Source organism: Klebsiella sp. Lac1 (genome assembly GCF_009825425.1).
In the GTDB taxonomy this organism is placed as follows: Bacteria; Pseudomonadota; Gammaproteobacteria; order Enterobacterales; family Enterobacteriaceae; genus Klebsiella; species Klebsiella electrica.
The window spans coordinates 646047-661948 of the sequence record NZ_VJZJ01000004.1 but is presented as its reverse complement, the minus strand read 5'-3'; the positions used below and the strand labels follow the sequence as shown (position 1 = coordinate 661948).

Here is a 15902-nt window from a genome sequence, read left to right as displayed (position 1 = left end):
GAGCAAGCTCTCTGTGCTACCGTTCGACTTGCATGTGTTAGGCCTGCCGCCAGCGTTCAATCTGAGCCATGATCAAACTCTTCAATTTAAGTTTGATGCTCATGAATTAAACTTCGTAATGAATTACGTATGTTCACTCACTGAGACTTGGTATTCATTTTTCGTCCGAGGACGTTAAGAATCCATGTCACTTTGAGTGCCCACACAGATTGTCTGATAAATTGTTAAAGAGCAGTTGCGACGCGCTTTAGCGCTCTGTCGCGAGGTCCCGTATAATACGTTTTCCTCATTCAGAGTCAAGCATTTATTTTTGCTTTTCTCTGGCAGGATTTCCGCAGAAACCCTGCTGACCCGGCGGCCTGTAAGCCGTTGTTCCGTGTCAGTGGAGGCGCATTATAGGGAGTTCTGAGACGTTGACAAGCCCTGTTTTAAAAAAACTTTTCAACCGCTCAAAATCCCGCCATCACGCCCATTTTACGTGCTATTTGCTCGTCATTTGTGCGACTTCCTGCGCAAAATTGGCAACCTGCTTCCAGTCGGTATAGACGACTTCTTTACTGGTATCCGTTTCACCGCCGGTCATCTTCATTATCAGGCGAATCATGAAGCGATCGTACCAACGATAGCGCGGGTAGCGCAGCGCGCCGGCAAACACCGCGCTGCGCTGCGGTTGCCATGGCGAATTCAGCAGAAACTTACGCGTATAGCTATTGGTCTGCGGCGTGCGCTTCTCTGGCTTACGCGCAACGAGGTTGACCGAGAAAAATGCCCCCGGCAGCGCATTCAGCGACTGCAGATGTTTCTTCACGAAACGGTCCAGCGCCGGATGAAAGTGCCCGTAACGAATCGAGGCGCCAATCACCACGCGATCGTAGTGGTGCCATTCAACCTCTTCCGTACGGTTGAGATTAACCGTATCCGCATCGATACCCAGCTCTTTCAGCTCAGAGGCCAGAAAGGAGGCAATTTCACGCGTCTGCCCGTCGCGGGTGGAGAATAATATCAACGTTTTCACAAGCACTCCGGTTATTCGCGCCAGAAAGTGGGGGTAAAGAGCACCAGTAAGGTGAACACTTCCAGACGACCAAACAGCATATTAGCAATCAAGATCCATTTCGCGACCGGGTTCATTGTCGCGAAGTTATCCGCCACTACGCCAAGTCCTGGCCCGAGGTTGTTTAACGTTGCCACAACCGAGGCGAAAGCAGAAAAGTCATCCACTCCGGTCGCGATGATAGCCAGCATGCTAATAATGAACACCAGCGCATAGGCAGAAAAGAATCCCCATACCGCCTCCAGAATACGTTCCGGCAGCGCACGGTTACCTAACTTAATGCTATATACCGCATTCGGATGCACCAGCCGCTTGAGTTCGCGGTTCCCCTGCTTGAACAACAGCAATATGCGGATAACTTTCAGACCGCCGCCCGTCGACCCGGCACAACCGCCAATAAATGCCGAGCACAATAGCAGCACCGGCAGGAATAACGGCCAGCGCGCGATGCTGTCGGTGGTAAAGCCCGCCGTCGTCGCCATCGAAACCACCTGGAAGAAGGCCTGATTCAGCGTCGTCAGCGCCGAGCTGTACACATCATGCAACCACAGCACCAGCGTACAAATCACCACCAGCGTCAGTTGGACACCAATAAACATGCGGAATTCAGGATCGCGCCAGTACACCTTCAGACTGCGGCCGCTGAGCAATGAAAAATGGAGGCCATAGTTACAGCCTGAGATCAGCAGGAAAACCGCAATAATCGTATTAATGGCTGGACTGTTAAAATACCCTACGCTGGCGTCATGCGTAGAGAAGCCGCCAATCGCGATAGTCGAAAAGCTGTGACCGATGGCATCAAATGCCGGCATACCCGCGAACCAGAGCGCAAGCGCGCAGGCCACCGTCAACAATACGTAGATAAGCCACAGCGTTTTGGCCGTCTCGGCGATACGCGGGCGCATCTTATTGTCCTTCAGTGGTCCCGGCATTTCCGCCCGATACAACTGCATCCCGCCGACGCCCAGTATCGGCAGTATTGCTACCGCCAGCACAATGATCCCCATACCGCCAAACCACTGCAGCATCTGTCGATAGAAGAGGATGGCATGAGGTAAAGAGTCCAGCCCCACCAGGGTGGTAGCGCCCGTTGTGGTCAGGCCCGAGAATGACTCAAAAAACGCATCCGTTATCGTCAGATTCGGCTGTTCGGCGAAAATAAACGGTAGCGCACCGACGCTGCCCAGCACGGTCCAGAAGAGTACGACAATCAGAAAACCCTCGCGGGATTTCAGTTCGCCCTTCTCACGACGGTTCGGCCACCATAGAAGAGAGCCTATCGCCAGCGCGACAAAAAAGGTCTGGGTAAACGCCCGCCCCGCGCCATCGCGGTATAACAGGGCCACTAATCCCGGCAGGATCATCGTCCCCGAAAACAAAATGACCAACAGTCCAACGATTCGGGTTATGGCGCGAAAATGCATCTCTGGCGCTTCCTTTGGTATGCAAAAAAATCAGGTGGGGATTATTCGTCAATCTTCAGTAATTGCAACGAACCACGACTAAAATCAGCCAGCTTTGTCGAAAAAGAGACCACTTCAGCTTGCGGAAGCGCCACACGAAGCTTGACGAAGGCCTGATAGTCACTATCGACAATTTGTCCTGAGAACTGAGCCAACAGCGTTTCAATGCCGGCTAACTGCCCATATTCACACTGCAAAGTATATGCGGTCAGCGGCGTCTTGCGCTGCGTTGTCAGCCCGGCAAGGGCCTGATGAACGCCACCGCCATACGCTTTAACCAGACCGCCGGTTCCAAGCAAAATACCGCCGTAGTAGCGTACCACGACGGCCGTTATTTCGCCGACGCCGCTGCCCATCAGCTGCGCCAGCATAGGTTTACCCGCGGTGCCTGCTGGTTCGCCATCGTCGGAAAAGCCCAGCTGTTGAGAGTCATTGGGTGGCCCGGCCACCCACGCCACACAATGATGACGGGCGTCAGGGTGCTCCGCCCTGACCGACTCAACAAACGCCTTTGCCGCTACCACGCCATCGGTATGCGCCAACCGCGTGATAAAACGACTTTTTTTAATCTCTTCGACAAAGGTCACCGGCGCGGCCGGTATCAACCAACTTTCCATTACACCAGTTTCAGGTCACGCGTCATATTTTCAACACTGTTTTCGTGGATGACGACGTTATCTTCAATACGGATGCCGCCAAACGGCTTCAATGCTTCAATTTTTTGCCAGTTGAAGTGCTTGCTGAACGGCCCTTCACGCCACGGCGCCAGCAGAGATTCAATAAAGTAGATGCCCGGCTCGATGGTCAGCACCATACGCGGCTGCAAAATACGCGTGCAGCGCAGATACGGATACTTCGACGGCGCCGCCAGATGAGTACCGGTATCATCCTGCATGAAACCGGCCACATCATGGACCTGCAGGCCCAGCGGATGACCGATACCGTGCGGCATAAACGGCCCGGTCAGATCGTTTTCAACCATGGCCTCTTCGCTCATGTCGGTCACGATTTGGTACTTACGCAACAGTTTAGCGATGCGTTGGTGGAACTGGATGTGGTAATCCACATAGCTTTTGCCCGCCTTCATCGTGCTAATCAGAGCCAGCTGCTCATCGTTAACGTCTTTAATCAAATGGGCAAAGTCATTGTCGCCATGTGCCGCCCAGGTACGCGTCAGGTCTGCCGCGTAGCCGTTGTATTCCGCCCCGGCATCCAGTAAGAAGCTGCGCGCTTCTGCTGGCGCGCGATGATCCAGTTTGGTGTAATGCAGTACAGAGGCGTGTTCGTTAAGCGCCACGATATTGCTGTAAGGCACATCGGTGTCGCGATGACCGGTAGCCGTCAGATACGCCTGGTTGATATCGAATTCGCTCATTCCGGAGAGGAATGCCTCATGGGCCGCGCGATGCCCGTTAACCGCCGACTTCTGCGCTTCGCGCATGCAGGCCAGCTCATAATCGGTCTTAAAAGAACGATAGTAGTGCAGGAAATCAATCACCCCTTTCGGGTTGATATGACTGGCAGCAATCTCCAGACCAAGCGCCCGCTCCGGCACCGGCCCGATATAGGCGATATTGCCGCGCGCCGCAGGCAGCTGGCTACCGATGCCGTCGGCTTTCGGCAGGGCAATCACTTCAACCTCTTCCGTCCAGAACGAGGTCGGCAGCGGTTCAACGTTATGCCAGTAATCGACCGGCAGGTAGAACCACAGTTTCGGCTTGTTGACGCCATCAACCAGCAGCCAGCAGTTGGGCACCTGCGTCACCGGGACCCAGGATTTAAATTGCGGATTGACCTTAAACGGGTACGGATGGTCGTCCAGGAAGACATTGATCAGCTCGCCGGAGTGAATCAGCAACGCATCAAGATTAAAACGAGCCAAAGCATCACGGGTACGTTCTTGTAGGGTAACGATATGATTTTTATAGAGCGCGGCTAGTGATTCCATCTTTCATCCTTTGCTTTTATTAGATGTGATTCCCCGCATCTTAGCACATCGGCCCCAGGCAGGGTGATTTCCGCCGGGTGTGATCAGGCCAGCATTTATTTAAAGACTCGTTTGCAATTCTTTAACATAAATCCCACACTCCGTTGCATCTGGTACGACCAGATCACATTGCTGGATTCAGGAGACTGACATGCTCTACAAAGGCGACAACCTGTACCTCGACTGGCTGGACGATGGCATTGCCGAACTGGTGTTCGATGCTCCCGGCTCGGTGAACAAGCTCGATACCGCAACCGTAGCCAGCCTCGGTGAGGCGCTGGAGGTGCTCGAAAAACAACACGACCTTAAGGGGTTGCTGCTGCGATCCGGAAAAGCAGCCTTCATCGTCGGCGCCGACATTACCGAATTTCTGTCCCTGTTCCAGGTACCACAGGAGCAGTTGAGCCAGTGGCTCCATTTTGCTAACAGCGTCTTTAACCGTCTGGAAGATTTACCGGTGCCGACTATTTCAGCGGTGAACGGCTATGCGCTGGGCGGCGGCTGCGAGTGCGTGCTGGCGACAGACTACCGTCTGGCTACGCCGGATCTGCGTATCGGCCTGCCGGAAACCAAACTGGGCATTATGCCGGGCTTCGGCGGCTCAGTGCGCATGCCGCGTCTGCTCGGCGCCGATAGCGCGCTGGAAATCATCGCCGCAGGCAAAGATGTCGATGCCGATCAGGCGCTGAAAATCGGCCTCATCGATGGCATCGTCAAACCAGAGAAGCTGCGCGATGGCGCGCTTGCTATTCTGCGTCAGGCTATTAACGGCGAGCTGGACTGGAAAGCGCAGCGCCAGCCGAAGCTGGAGCCATTGAAGCTCAGTAAAATTGAAGCGGCCATGAGCTTCACCATCGCCAAAGGCATGGTGGCGCAGACCGCCGGGAAGCACTATCCGGCGCCGATGACGGCGGTAAAAACCATCGAAGCGGCCGCGCGTTTCGGCCGCGAAGAAGCCCTGAATCTGGAAAACCAAAGCTTTGTCCCGCTGGCGCACACCAAAGAGGCGCGCGCGCTGGTTGGTATCTTCCTTAACGATCAGTATGTCAAAGCCAAAGCGAAGAAGCTGACCAAAAACGTTGAGACGCCGAAACAGGCCGCCGTGCTGGGTGCCGGGATCATGGGGGGCGGTATCGCCTACCAGTCCGCCTGGAAAGGCGTGCCGGTGCTTATGAAGGATATCAACGACAAATCGCTGACGCTGGGCATGAACGAAGCCGCTAAGCTGCTCAACAAGCAGCTTGAGCGCGGCAAAATCGATGGGCTGAAGCTGGCCGGCGTTATTGGCACGATTCACCCGACCCTCGATTATGCTGGCTTTGAGCGCGTAGATGTCGTGGTCGAAGCCGTCGTCGAGAATCCGAAAGTGAAAAAGGCCGTGCTGGCGGAAACCGAAGAGAAAGTCCGCCCGGATACGGTTCTGGCTTCTAACACCTCAACGATTCCAATCGGTGAACTGGCCAGCGTCCTGAAGCGGCCGGAAAACTTCTGCGGTATGCACTTCTTTAACCCGGTGCATCGCATGCCGCTGGTAGAAGTGATTCGCGGGGAAAAAACCTCAGATGACACCATCGCAAAAGTCGTGGCCTGGGCGAGCAAAATGGGCAAAACGCCGATCGTGGTTAACGACTGCCCCGGCTTCTTCGTCAACCGCGTGCTGTTCCCCTACTTTGCCGGATTCAGCCAACTGCTTCGCGACGGCGCGGACTTCCGCAAAGTCGATAAGGTGATGGAGAAACTGTTCGGCTGGCCAATGGGCCCGGCATACCTGCTCGACGTGGTCGGTATCGATACCGCGCACCACGCGCAGGCGGTAATGGCCGCCGGCTTCCCGCAGCGCATGCAGAAAGATTATCGCGACGCGATCGACGCGCTGTTCGACGCCAGCCGTTTCGGCCAGAAAAACGCTCTCGGCTTCTGGCGGTATAAAGAAGACAGTAAAGGCAAACCGAAGAAAGAAGAAGATCCGGCCGTCGACGCGCTGCTGGCGGAAGTCAGCCAGCCACAGCGTGAGTTCAGCGACGATGAGATTATCGCCCGGATGATGATTCCGATGGTCAACGAAGTGGTCCGCTGCCTGGAGGAAGGCATTATCGCCAGCCCGGCGGAAGCGGATATGGCGCTGGTTTATGGTCTTGCTTTCCCTCCGTTCCACGGCGGCGCATTCCGCTGGCTGGATACCCAGGGCAGCGCAAAATATCTCAATATGGCGCAGCAGTATCAACACCTCGGCCCGCTGTACGAAGTGCCGGAAGGGCTGCGTAATAAAGCACGCCATAACGAACCCTATTATCCCCCGGTAGAACCAGCCCGCCCGGCGGGCGCTCTGAAAACGGCTTAAGGAGTCACAATGGAACAGGTTGTCATTGTTGATGCAGTTCGCACCCCGATGGGCCGTTCGAAGGGCGGCGCCTTTCGCCACGTGCGCGCGGAAGATCTCTCCGCGCACCTGATGCGTAGCCTGCTGTCGCGTAACCCGTCGCTTGATCCGGCCGCGATTGACGATATCTACTGGGGCTGCGTACAGCAAACGCTGGAGCAAGGTTTCAACATTGCGCGTAACGCCGCGCTGCTCGCAGAGATCCCGCATTCGGTACCGGCGACGACGGTCAACCGCCTGTGCGGTTCATCGATGCAGGCGCTGCACGATGCGGCGCGGATGATCATGACCGGCGACGCCAGCGTCTGCCTGATTGGCGGCGTCGAGCATATGGGCCACGTCCCGATGAGTCACGGCGTGGATTTTCACCCGGGTCTGAGCCGTAACGTGGCAAAAGCCGCCGGGATGATGGGGCTGACCGCCGAAATGCTGGCGCGTCTGCACGGTATCAGCCGGGAGATGCAGGACCAGTTCGCCGCGCGTTCCCACGCTCGTGCATGGGCGGCAACGCAGTCCGGCGCATTTCAAGCGGAAATCATTCCGACAGGCGGCCATGATGCCGACGGCGTGCTGAAGTCATTTAACTATGACGAGGTGATCCGCCCGGAAACCACCGTGGAAGCGCTGGCGGCGTTAAGGCCCGCCTTCGACCCGGTGAGCGGCACCGTCACGGCGGGTACCTCATCCGCGCTCTCCGACGGCGCAGCCGCCATGTTATTAATGAGCGAAAGCCGCGCCCGCGAGCTGGGGCTGAAACCGCGCGCTCGCGTGCGCTCCATGGCGGTGGTCGGCTGTGATCCATCGATTATGGGCTATGGTCCGGTACCGGCATCGAAGCTGGCGCTGAAAAAGGCCGGACTGACTACCAGCGATATCGACGTTTTTGAAATGAACGAGGCCTTTGCCGCGCAGATCCTGCCGTGCATTAAAGATCTTGGCCTGATGGAGCAGATCGACGAGAAGATCAATCTTAACGGCGGCGCGATTGCCCTTGGTCACCCGCTTGGCTGCTCGGGCGCGCGCATCAGTACCACCTTACTTAACCAGATGGAGCGCAAAGACGCGCAGTTCGGTCTTGCCACTATGTGTATTGGTTTAGGTCAGGGGATCGCCACGGTATTTGAGAGAGTGTAAACCAACAACTCAGGCCGGATAAGCCACGCGCCATCGGGCTTTTGCCCGGGGCGCAACGCTTATCCGGCCTACAGAGGTATCTCACCGCCATTGACGTCATTGGCGCAGAGAGAAGCGTTTAGTTGCCGTTTTTCCCGCCTGTCAGGGGCGGGTTTTTTATTTCTGTCGTTCTCTGCCCCTCTCCCTGAAGAAAAGGGCGTGAGAATCAGATAAAGGCAAACGCATCGCCGAACAGGCGATCTTCGCGGGCATTGCGCTCATTACAGAACAGCTCACGGGCAATTTTTGCCATCTCGAAGCGGCCGGCAATATAAATATCATGCTCTGCCAGGGTGCCATAGTCCTGCAGTACCGCGGTCAACACGGTGCCAGAGCGCCCACGCCACTCTTCTTCCGGCTGTTCCACAACCGGCTCAACACGCAGACCCGGGTGTTCCACGCTCAGCGCTTCCAGCTCAGCCAGATCGTAGAGATGTTTCGCTTCGCGACCGCCCCAGTACACTGCGATATCGCGGTTCGGGTTGCGGGCCAGCGCCGTGAGCAGAATGGAACGCACATAGGAGAACCCGGTTCCTCCGGCGATAAGAATCAGCGGACGATCTTCATCCTCACGCAGCCAGGCTTCACCATGCGGAATATCAACCTCGATCTCGCGCTCTTTCAGAATGCGATCCATGACCGCCATCGCATACAGGTTGAGCTCAGAGGCGCCAATATGCAGTTCAATACATTCCTGCTCCGCCGGTGTGGAAGCCATGGAGAACGGACGCTTGTCGCGCTCGTCCATTACCACCATCAAATATTGACCAGCGCGGAAAGAAAACGCCGCTTCCGGCACTAATCGAACGCGATACACGGTATCGGTAATTGCCTCCACCGAGGTCACTTTACAGCTTAAGGTTGTCATGCGTCCCCTCTGTCGGGTCTATAGAGCAAAACAGCGGCGTTAGCCCCGCTTACTGTTATTTAAAGATAGCCAGCTCATCCCAGATGGCGTCAACACGTGCCGTCACCTCAGGATCTTTCTTAATAGGACGACCCCATTCACGCTGGGTTTCGCCTGGCCATTTATTTGTGGCATCCAGCCCCATTTTTGAACCCAGGCCGGAAACCGGCGAGGCAAAATCCAGGTAATCGATCGGCGTATTTTCTACCAGTACCGTATCACGAGCCGGGTCCATACGGGTAGTAATCGCCCAGATGACGTCGTTCCAGTCGCGCGCATTGACGTCATCATCGCAGACGATCACGAACTTGGTGTACATAAACTGGCGCAGGAACGACCAGACGCCCATCATCACCCGTTTTGCATGGCCAGCGTACTGTTTCTTCATCGTGACCACGGCCAGACGATAGGAACACCCTTCCGGCGGCAGGTAGAAATCAACAATTTCCGGGAACTGCTTTTGCAGGATCGGCACGAAGACTTCATTCAGTGCGACGCCCAGGACCGCAGGTTCATCTGGCGGGCGCCCGGTATACGTTGAGTGATAAATCGCATCTTCACGCTGGGTGATATGCGTGACCGTAAATACCGGGAAATTATCCACTTCATTGTAGTAGCCGGTATGATCGCCATACGGCCCTTCCGGCGCCATTTCACCGGGCTCAATATACCCTTCCAGCACAATTTCCGCGCTGGCCGGTACTTCAAGATCGTTGGAAACGCACTTCACCACTTCGGTTTTGGTGCCGCGTAGCAGGCCGGCAAACGCATATTCTGAAAGCGTATCGGGAACCGGAGTCACGGCACCAAGAATGGTCGCCGGGTCAGCGCCCAGCGCCACGGAGACCGGAAAACGTTCGCCCGGATGAGCCGCGCACCACTCCTGGAAATCCAGCGCGCCGCCGCGATGGGAGAGCCAGCGCATGATGAGCTTATTCTTACCAATGAGCTGCTGGCGATAGATGCCCAGGTTCTGCCGCTCTTTGTGCGGACCGCGCGTGACCGTCAGTCCCCAGGTAATCAGCGGAGCAGCATCTTCCGGCCAGCAGGTCATGATCGGAATACGCGTCAGATCAACGCTGTCGCCTTCAATGATTTTTTGCTGGCAAGGCGCTCCGCGCAGACGCTTCGTCGGCATATTCAATACCTGCCTGAACTGCGGCAGCTTATCGAACAGATCGCGAAAGCCTTTCGGCGGTTCCGGCTCTTTCAGAAAAGCCAACAGTTTACCCACTTCACGCAGCGAGCTGACATCCTCCTGCCCCATTCCCATGGCGACGCGACGCGGGGTGCCAAACAGATTGCACAACACGGGCATGGTGTAGCCTTTCGGGTTTTCGAAGAGCAGGGCCGGGCCGCCGGCACGTAAAGTGCGATCGGCAATTTCGGTGATCTCAAGGTGCGGATCGACCGGCAGGGATATTCTTTTCAGTTCGCCCTGCTGCTCCAGCAATGTCAGAAAGTCGCGTAGATCGTGGTATTTCATGGAGTTATTATTAACCTCTATACAGGCGGCTGATTATACGGTGTTCGCCAGCGCCATGCTGTATTTTTGTTAAATTAGAGTGAAAGAACATAGAATTTTTGATTTCACTTATATTGGCTTTCGCGATCGCACCAGGCTTTTGTTATGCTTGCTGCTAATAGAGTGGAAAGAGTTATTATGCAAGCCTGGTATTTACTGTATTGCAAACGTGGGCAGCTTCAGCGCGCCCAGGAACACCTCGAACGACAGGCAGTGAATTGCCTGATGCCGACGATCGCACTGGAAAAAATCATCCGCGGCAAACGCACTACGGTGAGTGAACCTTTGTTCCCCAATTACCTGTTTGTCGAATTCGATCCGGAAATTATCCACACGACGACTATCAGCGCCACGCGAGGTGTGAACAGCTTCGTTCGTTTTGGCGCCCAGCCAGCCACGGTACCGTCCGCGGTCATTCACCAGCTCTCTATCTATAAGCCGGAAGGTATCACCGACCCGGAAACGCCGCACGAAGGCGACTTCGTCTTGATTACCGACGGCGCGTTTGAAGGCCTGCAGGCTATCTTTAGCGAACCGGATGGTGAAGCGCGCTCCATGCTGCTGCTGAATCTGCTTAACAAACAGGTACTGCAAAGCGTCAAAAATACCGACTTTCATAAAATCTGACGGTACGCTTAAAAACGGATGCCAAAGAGCGTTCTGACATTCGCGTCAGCGATCTCTTCCAGCCGCTGAGCCTCCTCCCCGCGCCATCCGGCAATACTGGCCACAATATGCGGCAGGTATACCGGTTCGTTCCGGCGGGAAGCGGGCTTCGGACTAAGATCGCGGGGCAACAGATACGGGGCATCCGTTTCAATCAACAGGCGTTGTGCCGGGATATCCGGCAGCAGCTCGCGCAGCTCAAGCCCTCGTCGCTCATCGCAGACCCAGCCAGTGATGCCAATATACAAACCGTGGTTCACACAGGCACGCATTTCTTCGCGGGTTCCGGTGAAGCAGTGCAGCACCGCACCAGGCAGTTTATCCAGCCAGGGCGTGAGGAGCGTCAGAAAACGTTCATGGGCATCGCGGCAGTGCAAAAAAACCGGCATAGACAGCTCGGCTGCCAGCGCCAGCTGCGCGCTGAAGGCGGCTTCTTGCTCCTGAGGGGTTGAAAAGTTGCGGTTGAAGTCCAGCCCACATTCACCGATAGCAACAACCTCCGGCTGGCGCGCCAGCTGAGAGAGGGAATCGGCCACCGACGCCGTCCAGCTGCTGCTGTCATGCGGATGCACACCGGCGGTTGACCAGCAGCGGGTATAGCGATGTGCCAGCTGTCGGGCCTGCTCGCTTTCATGCAGGTTAGTCCCGGTGAACAGCATGCCGGTCACGCCCGCCGCCTGAGCGCGTGCCACGACCTCATCGCGATCGCGGGAAAACTGTGGACTGGTCAGATTGACGCCGATATCAAACATCGCTTCTCCAATATGACAACCGCCCTGACGGGCGGCTGGTTACTCTTCTTTGCTGCCCGCTTCTTCAGCGGCGGCATCCTCGTCACGCGTCAGACGTTTTCCGGTATAGAAACGCGCGAAGAAAACCCCAATCTCAAACAAGCAGTACATCGGAATCGCCAGCAGCGTTTGCGAGAAGACATCCGGTGGCGTCAGCAGCATACCGACGACGAATGCCCCCACCAGTACGTACGGGCGCTTCTTACGCAAATCGTCCGGGGTCGTGACGCCCATCCAGCACAGCAGCACGATCGCAACCGGCACTTCAAACGAAACGCCAAAGGCGATAAACAACGCCATGACGAAATCGAGATAGCTGCGAATATCCGTCGAGACCTGCACGCCCTCCGGCGCCGCGTGCGTCAGGAAGCCAAACGCCAGCGGGAAAACGACAAAATAGGCAAAGGCCATACCGATATAGAACAGCAGCGTACTGGAAACCAGCAGCGGCATCACCAGCCGACGCTCATGCTTATACAACGCCGGGGCAACAAACGCCCAGACCTGGTAAAGAATAACCGGCACCGACAGAATCACCGAGACCATGAAGGTCAGTTTGATCGGTGTAAAGAAAGGGGAAGCCACGTCGGTGGCGATCATCGTTGCACCCACCGGCATCTGCCGGATAAGCGGTGCGGAAACCAGCTGATAGATGTCGTTGGCGAAGTACACTAACGCCAGAAAAATGACCAGTATCGCGATGATGCTATTGATCAGGCGCTTACGCAGCTCAATCAAATGCGAAATTAGCGGTTGAGTATCTTCTACGCCCATTTTTACGGTTTATCACTCGATGCAGGGGAGGAATCGGAAGCGGTGACGGCCACTTTTTCTTTGGCGGCCGGGAGAGGCTCCGGCTGCGTAGCGGGGGAGGCTTCAGCAACACTCTCTTCCGGCGCATGCACAGGCGCACTGGCCTGATGTTCAGCCGTCGCCGGCGTAATATTCTGGCGCTGCGCTTCACTACCCTTCACTACCGGGTTATGAATCGTGTTTGCTTCGTCGCTCGCTTTCTCAGGATCATGGGCGGTATAAGAGCGTTTCATCGATTCAGCGGCTTCACGCAGCTCATCCATTGACGCTTTCAGCTCCGGCGTCAGGTTCTCCAGGCTCGCCTTTTCCACTTTCTTCAGGCTTTCCTGGAACTCCTGCAGTTTTAGTTCCTGAGTGATCTCATTTTGTACGGTAGCCGCCAGCGATCGTAACGTGCGAATCCAGCTGGCCACCGTTTTTACCGCTACAGGCAGTCGCTGTGGCCCCAGGACAATGAGGCCAATGACGAACACCAGCAGTAGTTCACTAAAACCGATATCGAACACGAATTACACCTGCTCTTTGTCGTGGCGTTTTGTCTCGTCTTTTTTCGCATCATCCGGCTTATCGGCGATCGATTTCGCCGTGAAATCTGCATCCGGAGCAGAATTTTCAGGTTTTTCATCATCGCTCATGGCTTTTTTAAAGCCTTTGATCGATGCCCCCAAATCTGATCCCAGCGAGCTCAGCTTTTTCGTCCCGAAAAGCAGAACCACAATGACGACGACAATTAATAACTGCCAAATACTGATACCACCCATACACGTTCCTCTATGACAGATGATGAATTATTAGGACGCATTATACACGTCATCCCGCGGGCCGCCTCTCTGTCAGGCCGCTCGCATGATTTCGCGCAAAAACGAATGCGCTGCGATCAAGGCGCTTGCCATCAGTGCGTTTTCCGCCAGCCAATCAGCCAGGACACCGCGCCAGCGGCCATCAGCCAGCCTGGCATCATGCCCCATTCCGGGCGGTGGATAAATAACAGCGTACCACTCAGTAACAGAACCGCGCCTATACCAAACAGATAACGGGACTGCCCCTGGCGAACATGTCGCACCTGGAAGTCGCGCGCAATGCTATCCACGCTGGTCTGCAGCTGCTTGCTCTGCTGCAAAGTCTGGTACACCAGTTCAGGTATTTCCGGCATTCTTTCGATCCAGAACGGCGCTTTTTCTTTAAACGCACGCACCAGCGCCGGAATGCCGACCTGATCTTTAATCCACGACTCAAGGAAAGGTTTCGCCGTTTTCCACAAGTCTAACTGAGGATAGAGCTGGCGGCCTACCCCTTCTACGTAAAGTAATGTCTTCTGCAGCAACACCAGCTGCGGCTGCACTTCCATATTAAAGCGCCGGGCGGTGTTGAACAGGTTCAACAGCACATGGCCAAACGAGATCTCAGCCAGCGGCTTCTCGAAGATCGGTTCGCAAACGGTGCGAATAGCAAACTCGAACTCTTCAACATTGGTATCCGCAGGAACCCAGCCGGAATCCACGTGCAGCTCGGCGACTTTACGATAGTCGCGGTTGAAGAAGGCGATGAAGTTTTCCGCCAGGTAGCGCTTATCCTCTTTGTTCAGCGACCCCACGATGCCGCAGTCAATCCCGATGTACTGGGGGTTCTCCGGATGGTTGTAGCTGACAAAAATATTGCCCGGATGCATATCCGCGTGGAAGAAGCTGTCGCGGAACACCTGGGTGAAAAAGACCTGCACGCCGCGTTCCGCCAGCAGCTTCATGTTCGTGCCCTGCGCCTCCAGCGCCTCCACGTCGGAAACCGGGATCCCGTAAATCCGCTCCATGACCATCATGTTTTCGCTACAGTAATCGGAGTAGACCTCCGGTACATACAGCATCGGGCTGTCTTCAAAGTTACGCCGCAGCTGAATGGCGTTAGCCGATTCGCGTAACAGATTGAGTTCGTCCAGCAGCGTTTTTTCGTATTCGCGAACCACTTCCTGCGGGCGCAGGCGGCGCCCGTCGGGCAGTAAACGCGGCACCCAGCGCGCAAGACGATAGATAAGTTTCATGTCCGCTTTAATCACCGGCACAATGTCCGGGCGGATCACCTTGATAACGACCTCTTTGCCGTTCTCTTTCAGCCGTGCGGTATGGACCTGCGCGATAGAAGCCGATGCCAGCGGTTCAATCGAGAAATCGTCAAACCAGGCCTCTACGGGGAGGCCGCCCATCGCCTGTTCGATCTGCTGTTTCGCCAGCCGACCATCGAAGGGAGCCACGCGATCCTGCAGTAGCGCGAGCTGATCGGCAATTTGCGGCGGGAACAGATCGCGGCGGGTGGAGAGCATCTGGCCGAACTTGATCCACACCGGCCCCAGCTCCTGCAGAGCAAGACGCAGACGTTCACCGAGGGGTTGGTTTTTATGACGATTCGGCATCCAGAACAGCATTCGCCGCCCGATACGCAGCGGCAACGTGATACGCATTTTGGGAATGAGCTCATCAAGCCCATAGCTCAAAAAGGTGCGGATAATAAGATACAGGCGCCGTAATTCTCCTGGCGTCATTTGCCCTCCAGCGTTTCCAGCCGTTTTTCCAGTACGGAAAGCGCGCGTTCTACAGCCGCGGTTTCTTCGCCAAACCAGGCCATTTCCAGCGGCCCTGGCGCCATACGCCACTCTTCGGTCAGCGCCTCAGCGACATAGCGCTGCTGACGCCGGGCGCCGTGCCGCAGAAAGCGCGCTCCGGAACGAAAGACCTTGCTGATCCCTTCCGCAACGATATCGCCGGTGTAAGGCGCCAGCAGTTCAGCAGGATCGAATTCCGCCAGGTCACATAGCGCCACCGTGTTCTGCACCACCTGCAGATCGCCCTGCACTTCCAGGTCACCGCTGCGAATAAGCGCGGTGAGCTGTTGACGGTTGCGCAGTTGGGGCAGCACGCTGAGGCGGGTAATGACGGTACAGTCGGCATCGCCTTCCCAGTCCCCCAGCACATCCACCTGACGCTCGCCGAAGACCAGCACAACCGGCGTCGATAGCTCCTTCAGCTCAACGCGCAGCACCTTCCCCAGCAGACGCTGGCGAGCAGGTTTTAACGCTTTGTCGCGCCAGAGAAAGGTGTTGAGAGCGGTTTCAATGCCAGCGGTAACCAGTGGTTTGAAAGGCATGCGATCCC

The 15902-nt window shown here is 55.9% G+C and carries 15 protein-coding genes and 1 rRNA gene; 3 read left to right on the top strand and 13 right to left on the bottom strand.

Annotated elements, in window-relative coordinates:
* The 5 genes from FNY10_RS25565 to pepQ form a co-directional block, all read right to left on the bottom strand.
* Nucleotides 1-88, bottom strand: a 16S ribosomal RNA gene (locus tag FNY10_RS25565); the annotation flags it as partial.
* 393 nt (nucleotides 89-481) lie between these two features.
* Entirely contained in the window at nucleotides 482-1015 is a 534-nt protein-coding gene (hemG, locus tag FNY10_RS25560) for a menaquinone-dependent protoporphyrinogen IX dehydrogenase (protein ID WP_131050053.1), read from the bottom strand.
* Between the two features lie 11 nt (nucleotides 1016-1026).
* Complete coding sequence (trkH, locus tag FNY10_RS25555) at nucleotides 1027-2478, bottom strand: Trk system potassium transporter TrkH (protein ID WP_100685988.1); 1452 nt, start codon at nucleotides 2476-2478, stop codon at nucleotides 1027-1029.
* Nucleotides 2479-2519: 41 nt separating this feature from the next.
* Nucleotides 2520-3134, bottom strand: coding sequence for an IMPACT family protein (locus FNY10_RS25550; protein ID WP_100685987.1), 615 nt, complete (start codon nucleotides 3132-3134; stop codon nucleotides 2520-2522).
* Complete coding sequence (gene pepQ / locus FNY10_RS25545; protein WP_160704077.1) at nucleotides 3134-4465, bottom strand: Xaa-Pro dipeptidase; 1332 nt, start codon at nucleotides 4463-4465, stop codon at nucleotides 3134-3136. Before pepQ ends, FNY10_RS25550 begins: the two co-directional genes overlap by 1 nt.
* Nucleotides 4466-4655: 190 nt before the next feature.
* On the opposite strand from pepQ, the gene fadB reads away from it, so the two are divergent.
* Entirely contained in the window at nucleotides 4656-6845 is a 2190-nt protein-coding gene (fadB, locus tag FNY10_RS25540; RefSeq protein ID WP_160704079.1) for a fatty acid oxidation complex subunit alpha FadB, read from the top strand.
* A gap of 9 nt (nucleotides 6846-6854) precedes the next feature.
* Nucleotides 6855-8018, top strand: coding sequence for an acetyl-CoA C-acyltransferase FadA (gene fadA, locus FNY10_RS25535; RefSeq protein WP_160704081.1), 1164 nt, complete (start codon nucleotides 6855-6857; stop codon nucleotides 8016-8018).
* A 205-nt stretch (nucleotides 8019-8223) separates the two neighbouring features.
* On the opposite strand, the gene fre is transcribed toward fadA, so the two are convergent.
* Together fre and ubiD are read right to left on the bottom strand one after the other, a co-directional pair.
* Nucleotides 8224-8925: an NAD(P)H-flavin reductase gene (fre, locus tag FNY10_RS25530; RefSeq protein WP_004869682.1), complete on the bottom strand. Its 702-nt coding sequence runs from the start codon at nucleotides 8923-8925 to the stop codon at nucleotides 8224-8226.
* A gap of 55 nt (nucleotides 8926-8980) precedes the next feature.
* Nucleotides 8981-10450, bottom strand: coding sequence for a 4-hydroxy-3-polyprenylbenzoate decarboxylase (gene ubiD, locus FNY10_RS25525; RefSeq protein WP_100685982.1), 1470 nt, complete (start codon nucleotides 10448-10450; stop codon nucleotides 8981-8983).
* A gap of 177 nt (nucleotides 10451-10627) precedes the next feature.
* Between ubiD and rfaH the strand changes: the two genes are divergently transcribed.
* The gene (gene rfaH / locus FNY10_RS25520; RefSeq protein WP_131050049.1) at nucleotides 10628-11116 is read left to right on the top strand and encodes a transcription/translation regulatory transformer protein RfaH; all 489 of its coding nucleotides are present in this window, start codon (nucleotides 10628-10630) and stop codon (nucleotides 11114-11116) included.
* Nucleotides 11117-11124: 8 nt separating this feature from the next.
* Here rfaH and tatD read toward each other — a convergent pair whose 3' ends face one another.
* From tatD to ubiJ, 6 genes are all read right to left on the bottom strand, one after another.
* Nucleotides 11125-11919, bottom strand: a complete 795-nt coding sequence (tatD, locus tag FNY10_RS25515; RefSeq protein ID WP_160704453.1) for a 3'-5' ssDNA/RNA exonuclease TatD — start codon at nucleotides 11917-11919, stop codon at nucleotides 11125-11127.
* 27 nt (nucleotides 11920-11946) lie between these two features.
* Entirely contained in the window at nucleotides 11947-12720 is a 774-nt protein-coding gene (gene tatC / locus FNY10_RS25510) for a Sec-independent protein translocase subunit TatC (protein ID WP_100685979.1), read from the bottom strand.
* A gap of 2 nt (nucleotides 12721-12722) precedes the next feature.
* Nucleotides 12723-13265 (bottom strand): Sec-independent protein translocase protein TatB, encoded by a 543-nt coding sequence (tatB, locus tag FNY10_RS25505; RefSeq protein ID WP_131050047.1) that lies wholly within the window; start codon nucleotides 13263-13265, stop codon nucleotides 12723-12725.
* A gap of 3 nt (nucleotides 13266-13268) precedes the next feature.
* Nucleotides 13269-13520 carry a Sec-independent protein translocase subunit TatA gene (gene tatA / locus FNY10_RS25500; protein WP_100685977.1) on the bottom strand — a complete coding sequence of 84 codons (252 nt, stop codon included), beginning with the start codon at nucleotides 13518-13520 and terminating at the stop codon, nucleotides 13269-13271.
* Nucleotides 13521-13651: 131 nt separating this feature from the next.
* Nucleotides 13652-15292 (bottom strand): ubiquinone biosynthesis regulatory protein kinase UbiB, encoded by a 1641-nt coding sequence (gene ubiB / locus FNY10_RS25495; protein WP_100685976.1) that lies wholly within the window; start codon nucleotides 15290-15292, stop codon nucleotides 13652-13654.
* A complete protein-coding gene (gene ubiJ / locus FNY10_RS25490; protein ID WP_160704083.1) occupies nucleotides 15289-15894 on the bottom strand; it encodes a ubiquinone biosynthesis protein UbiJ in 606 nt (201 codons plus the stop codon). Before ubiJ ends, ubiB begins: the two co-directional genes overlap by 4 nt.
* Between the last annotated feature and the right edge of the window lie 8 nt (nucleotides 15895-15902).

Coding starts and splice junctions, on each gene's coding strand:
- trkH (WP_100685988.1), bottom strand. CDS start 2,478: ATGCATTTTCGCGCCATAACCCGAATCGTTGGACTGTTGGTCATTTTG.
- FNY10_RS25550 (WP_100685987.1), bottom strand. CDS start 3,134: ATGGAAAGTTGGTTGATACCGGCCGCGCCGGTGACCTTTGTCGAAGAG.
- pepQ (WP_160704077.1), bottom strand. CDS start 4,465: ATGGAATCACTAGCCGCGCTCTATAAAAATCATATCGTTACCCTACAA.
- fadB (WP_160704079.1), top strand. CDS start 4,656: ATGCTCTACAAAGGCGACAACCTGTACCTCGACTGGCTGGACGATGGC.
- fadA (WP_160704081.1), top strand. CDS start 6,855: ATGGAACAGGTTGTCATTGTTGATGCAGTTCGCACCCCGATGGGCCGT.
- fre (WP_004869682.1), bottom strand. CDS start 8,925: ATGACAACCTTAAGCTGTAAAGTGACCTCGGTGGAGGCAATTACCGAT.
- ubiD (WP_100685982.1), bottom strand. CDS start 10,450: ATGAAATACCACGATCTACGCGACTTTCTGACATTGCTGGAGCAGCAG.
- rfaH (WP_131050049.1), top strand. CDS start 10,628: ATGCAAGCCTGGTATTTACTGTATTGCAAACGTGGGCAGCTTCAGCGC.
- tatC (WP_100685979.1), bottom strand. CDS start 12,720: ATGGGCGTAGAAGATACTCAACCGCTAATTTCGCATTTGATTGAGCTG.
- tatA (WP_100685977.1), bottom strand. CDS start 13,520: ATGGGTGGTATCAGTATTTGGCAGTTATTAATTGTCGTCGTCATTGTG.
- ubiB (WP_100685976.1), bottom strand. CDS start 15,292: ATGACGCCAGGAGAATTACGGCGCCTGTATCTTATTATCCGCACCTTT.
- ubiJ (WP_160704083.1), bottom strand. CDS start 15,894: ATGCCTTTCAAACCACTGGTTACCGCTGGCATTGAAACCGCTCTCAAC.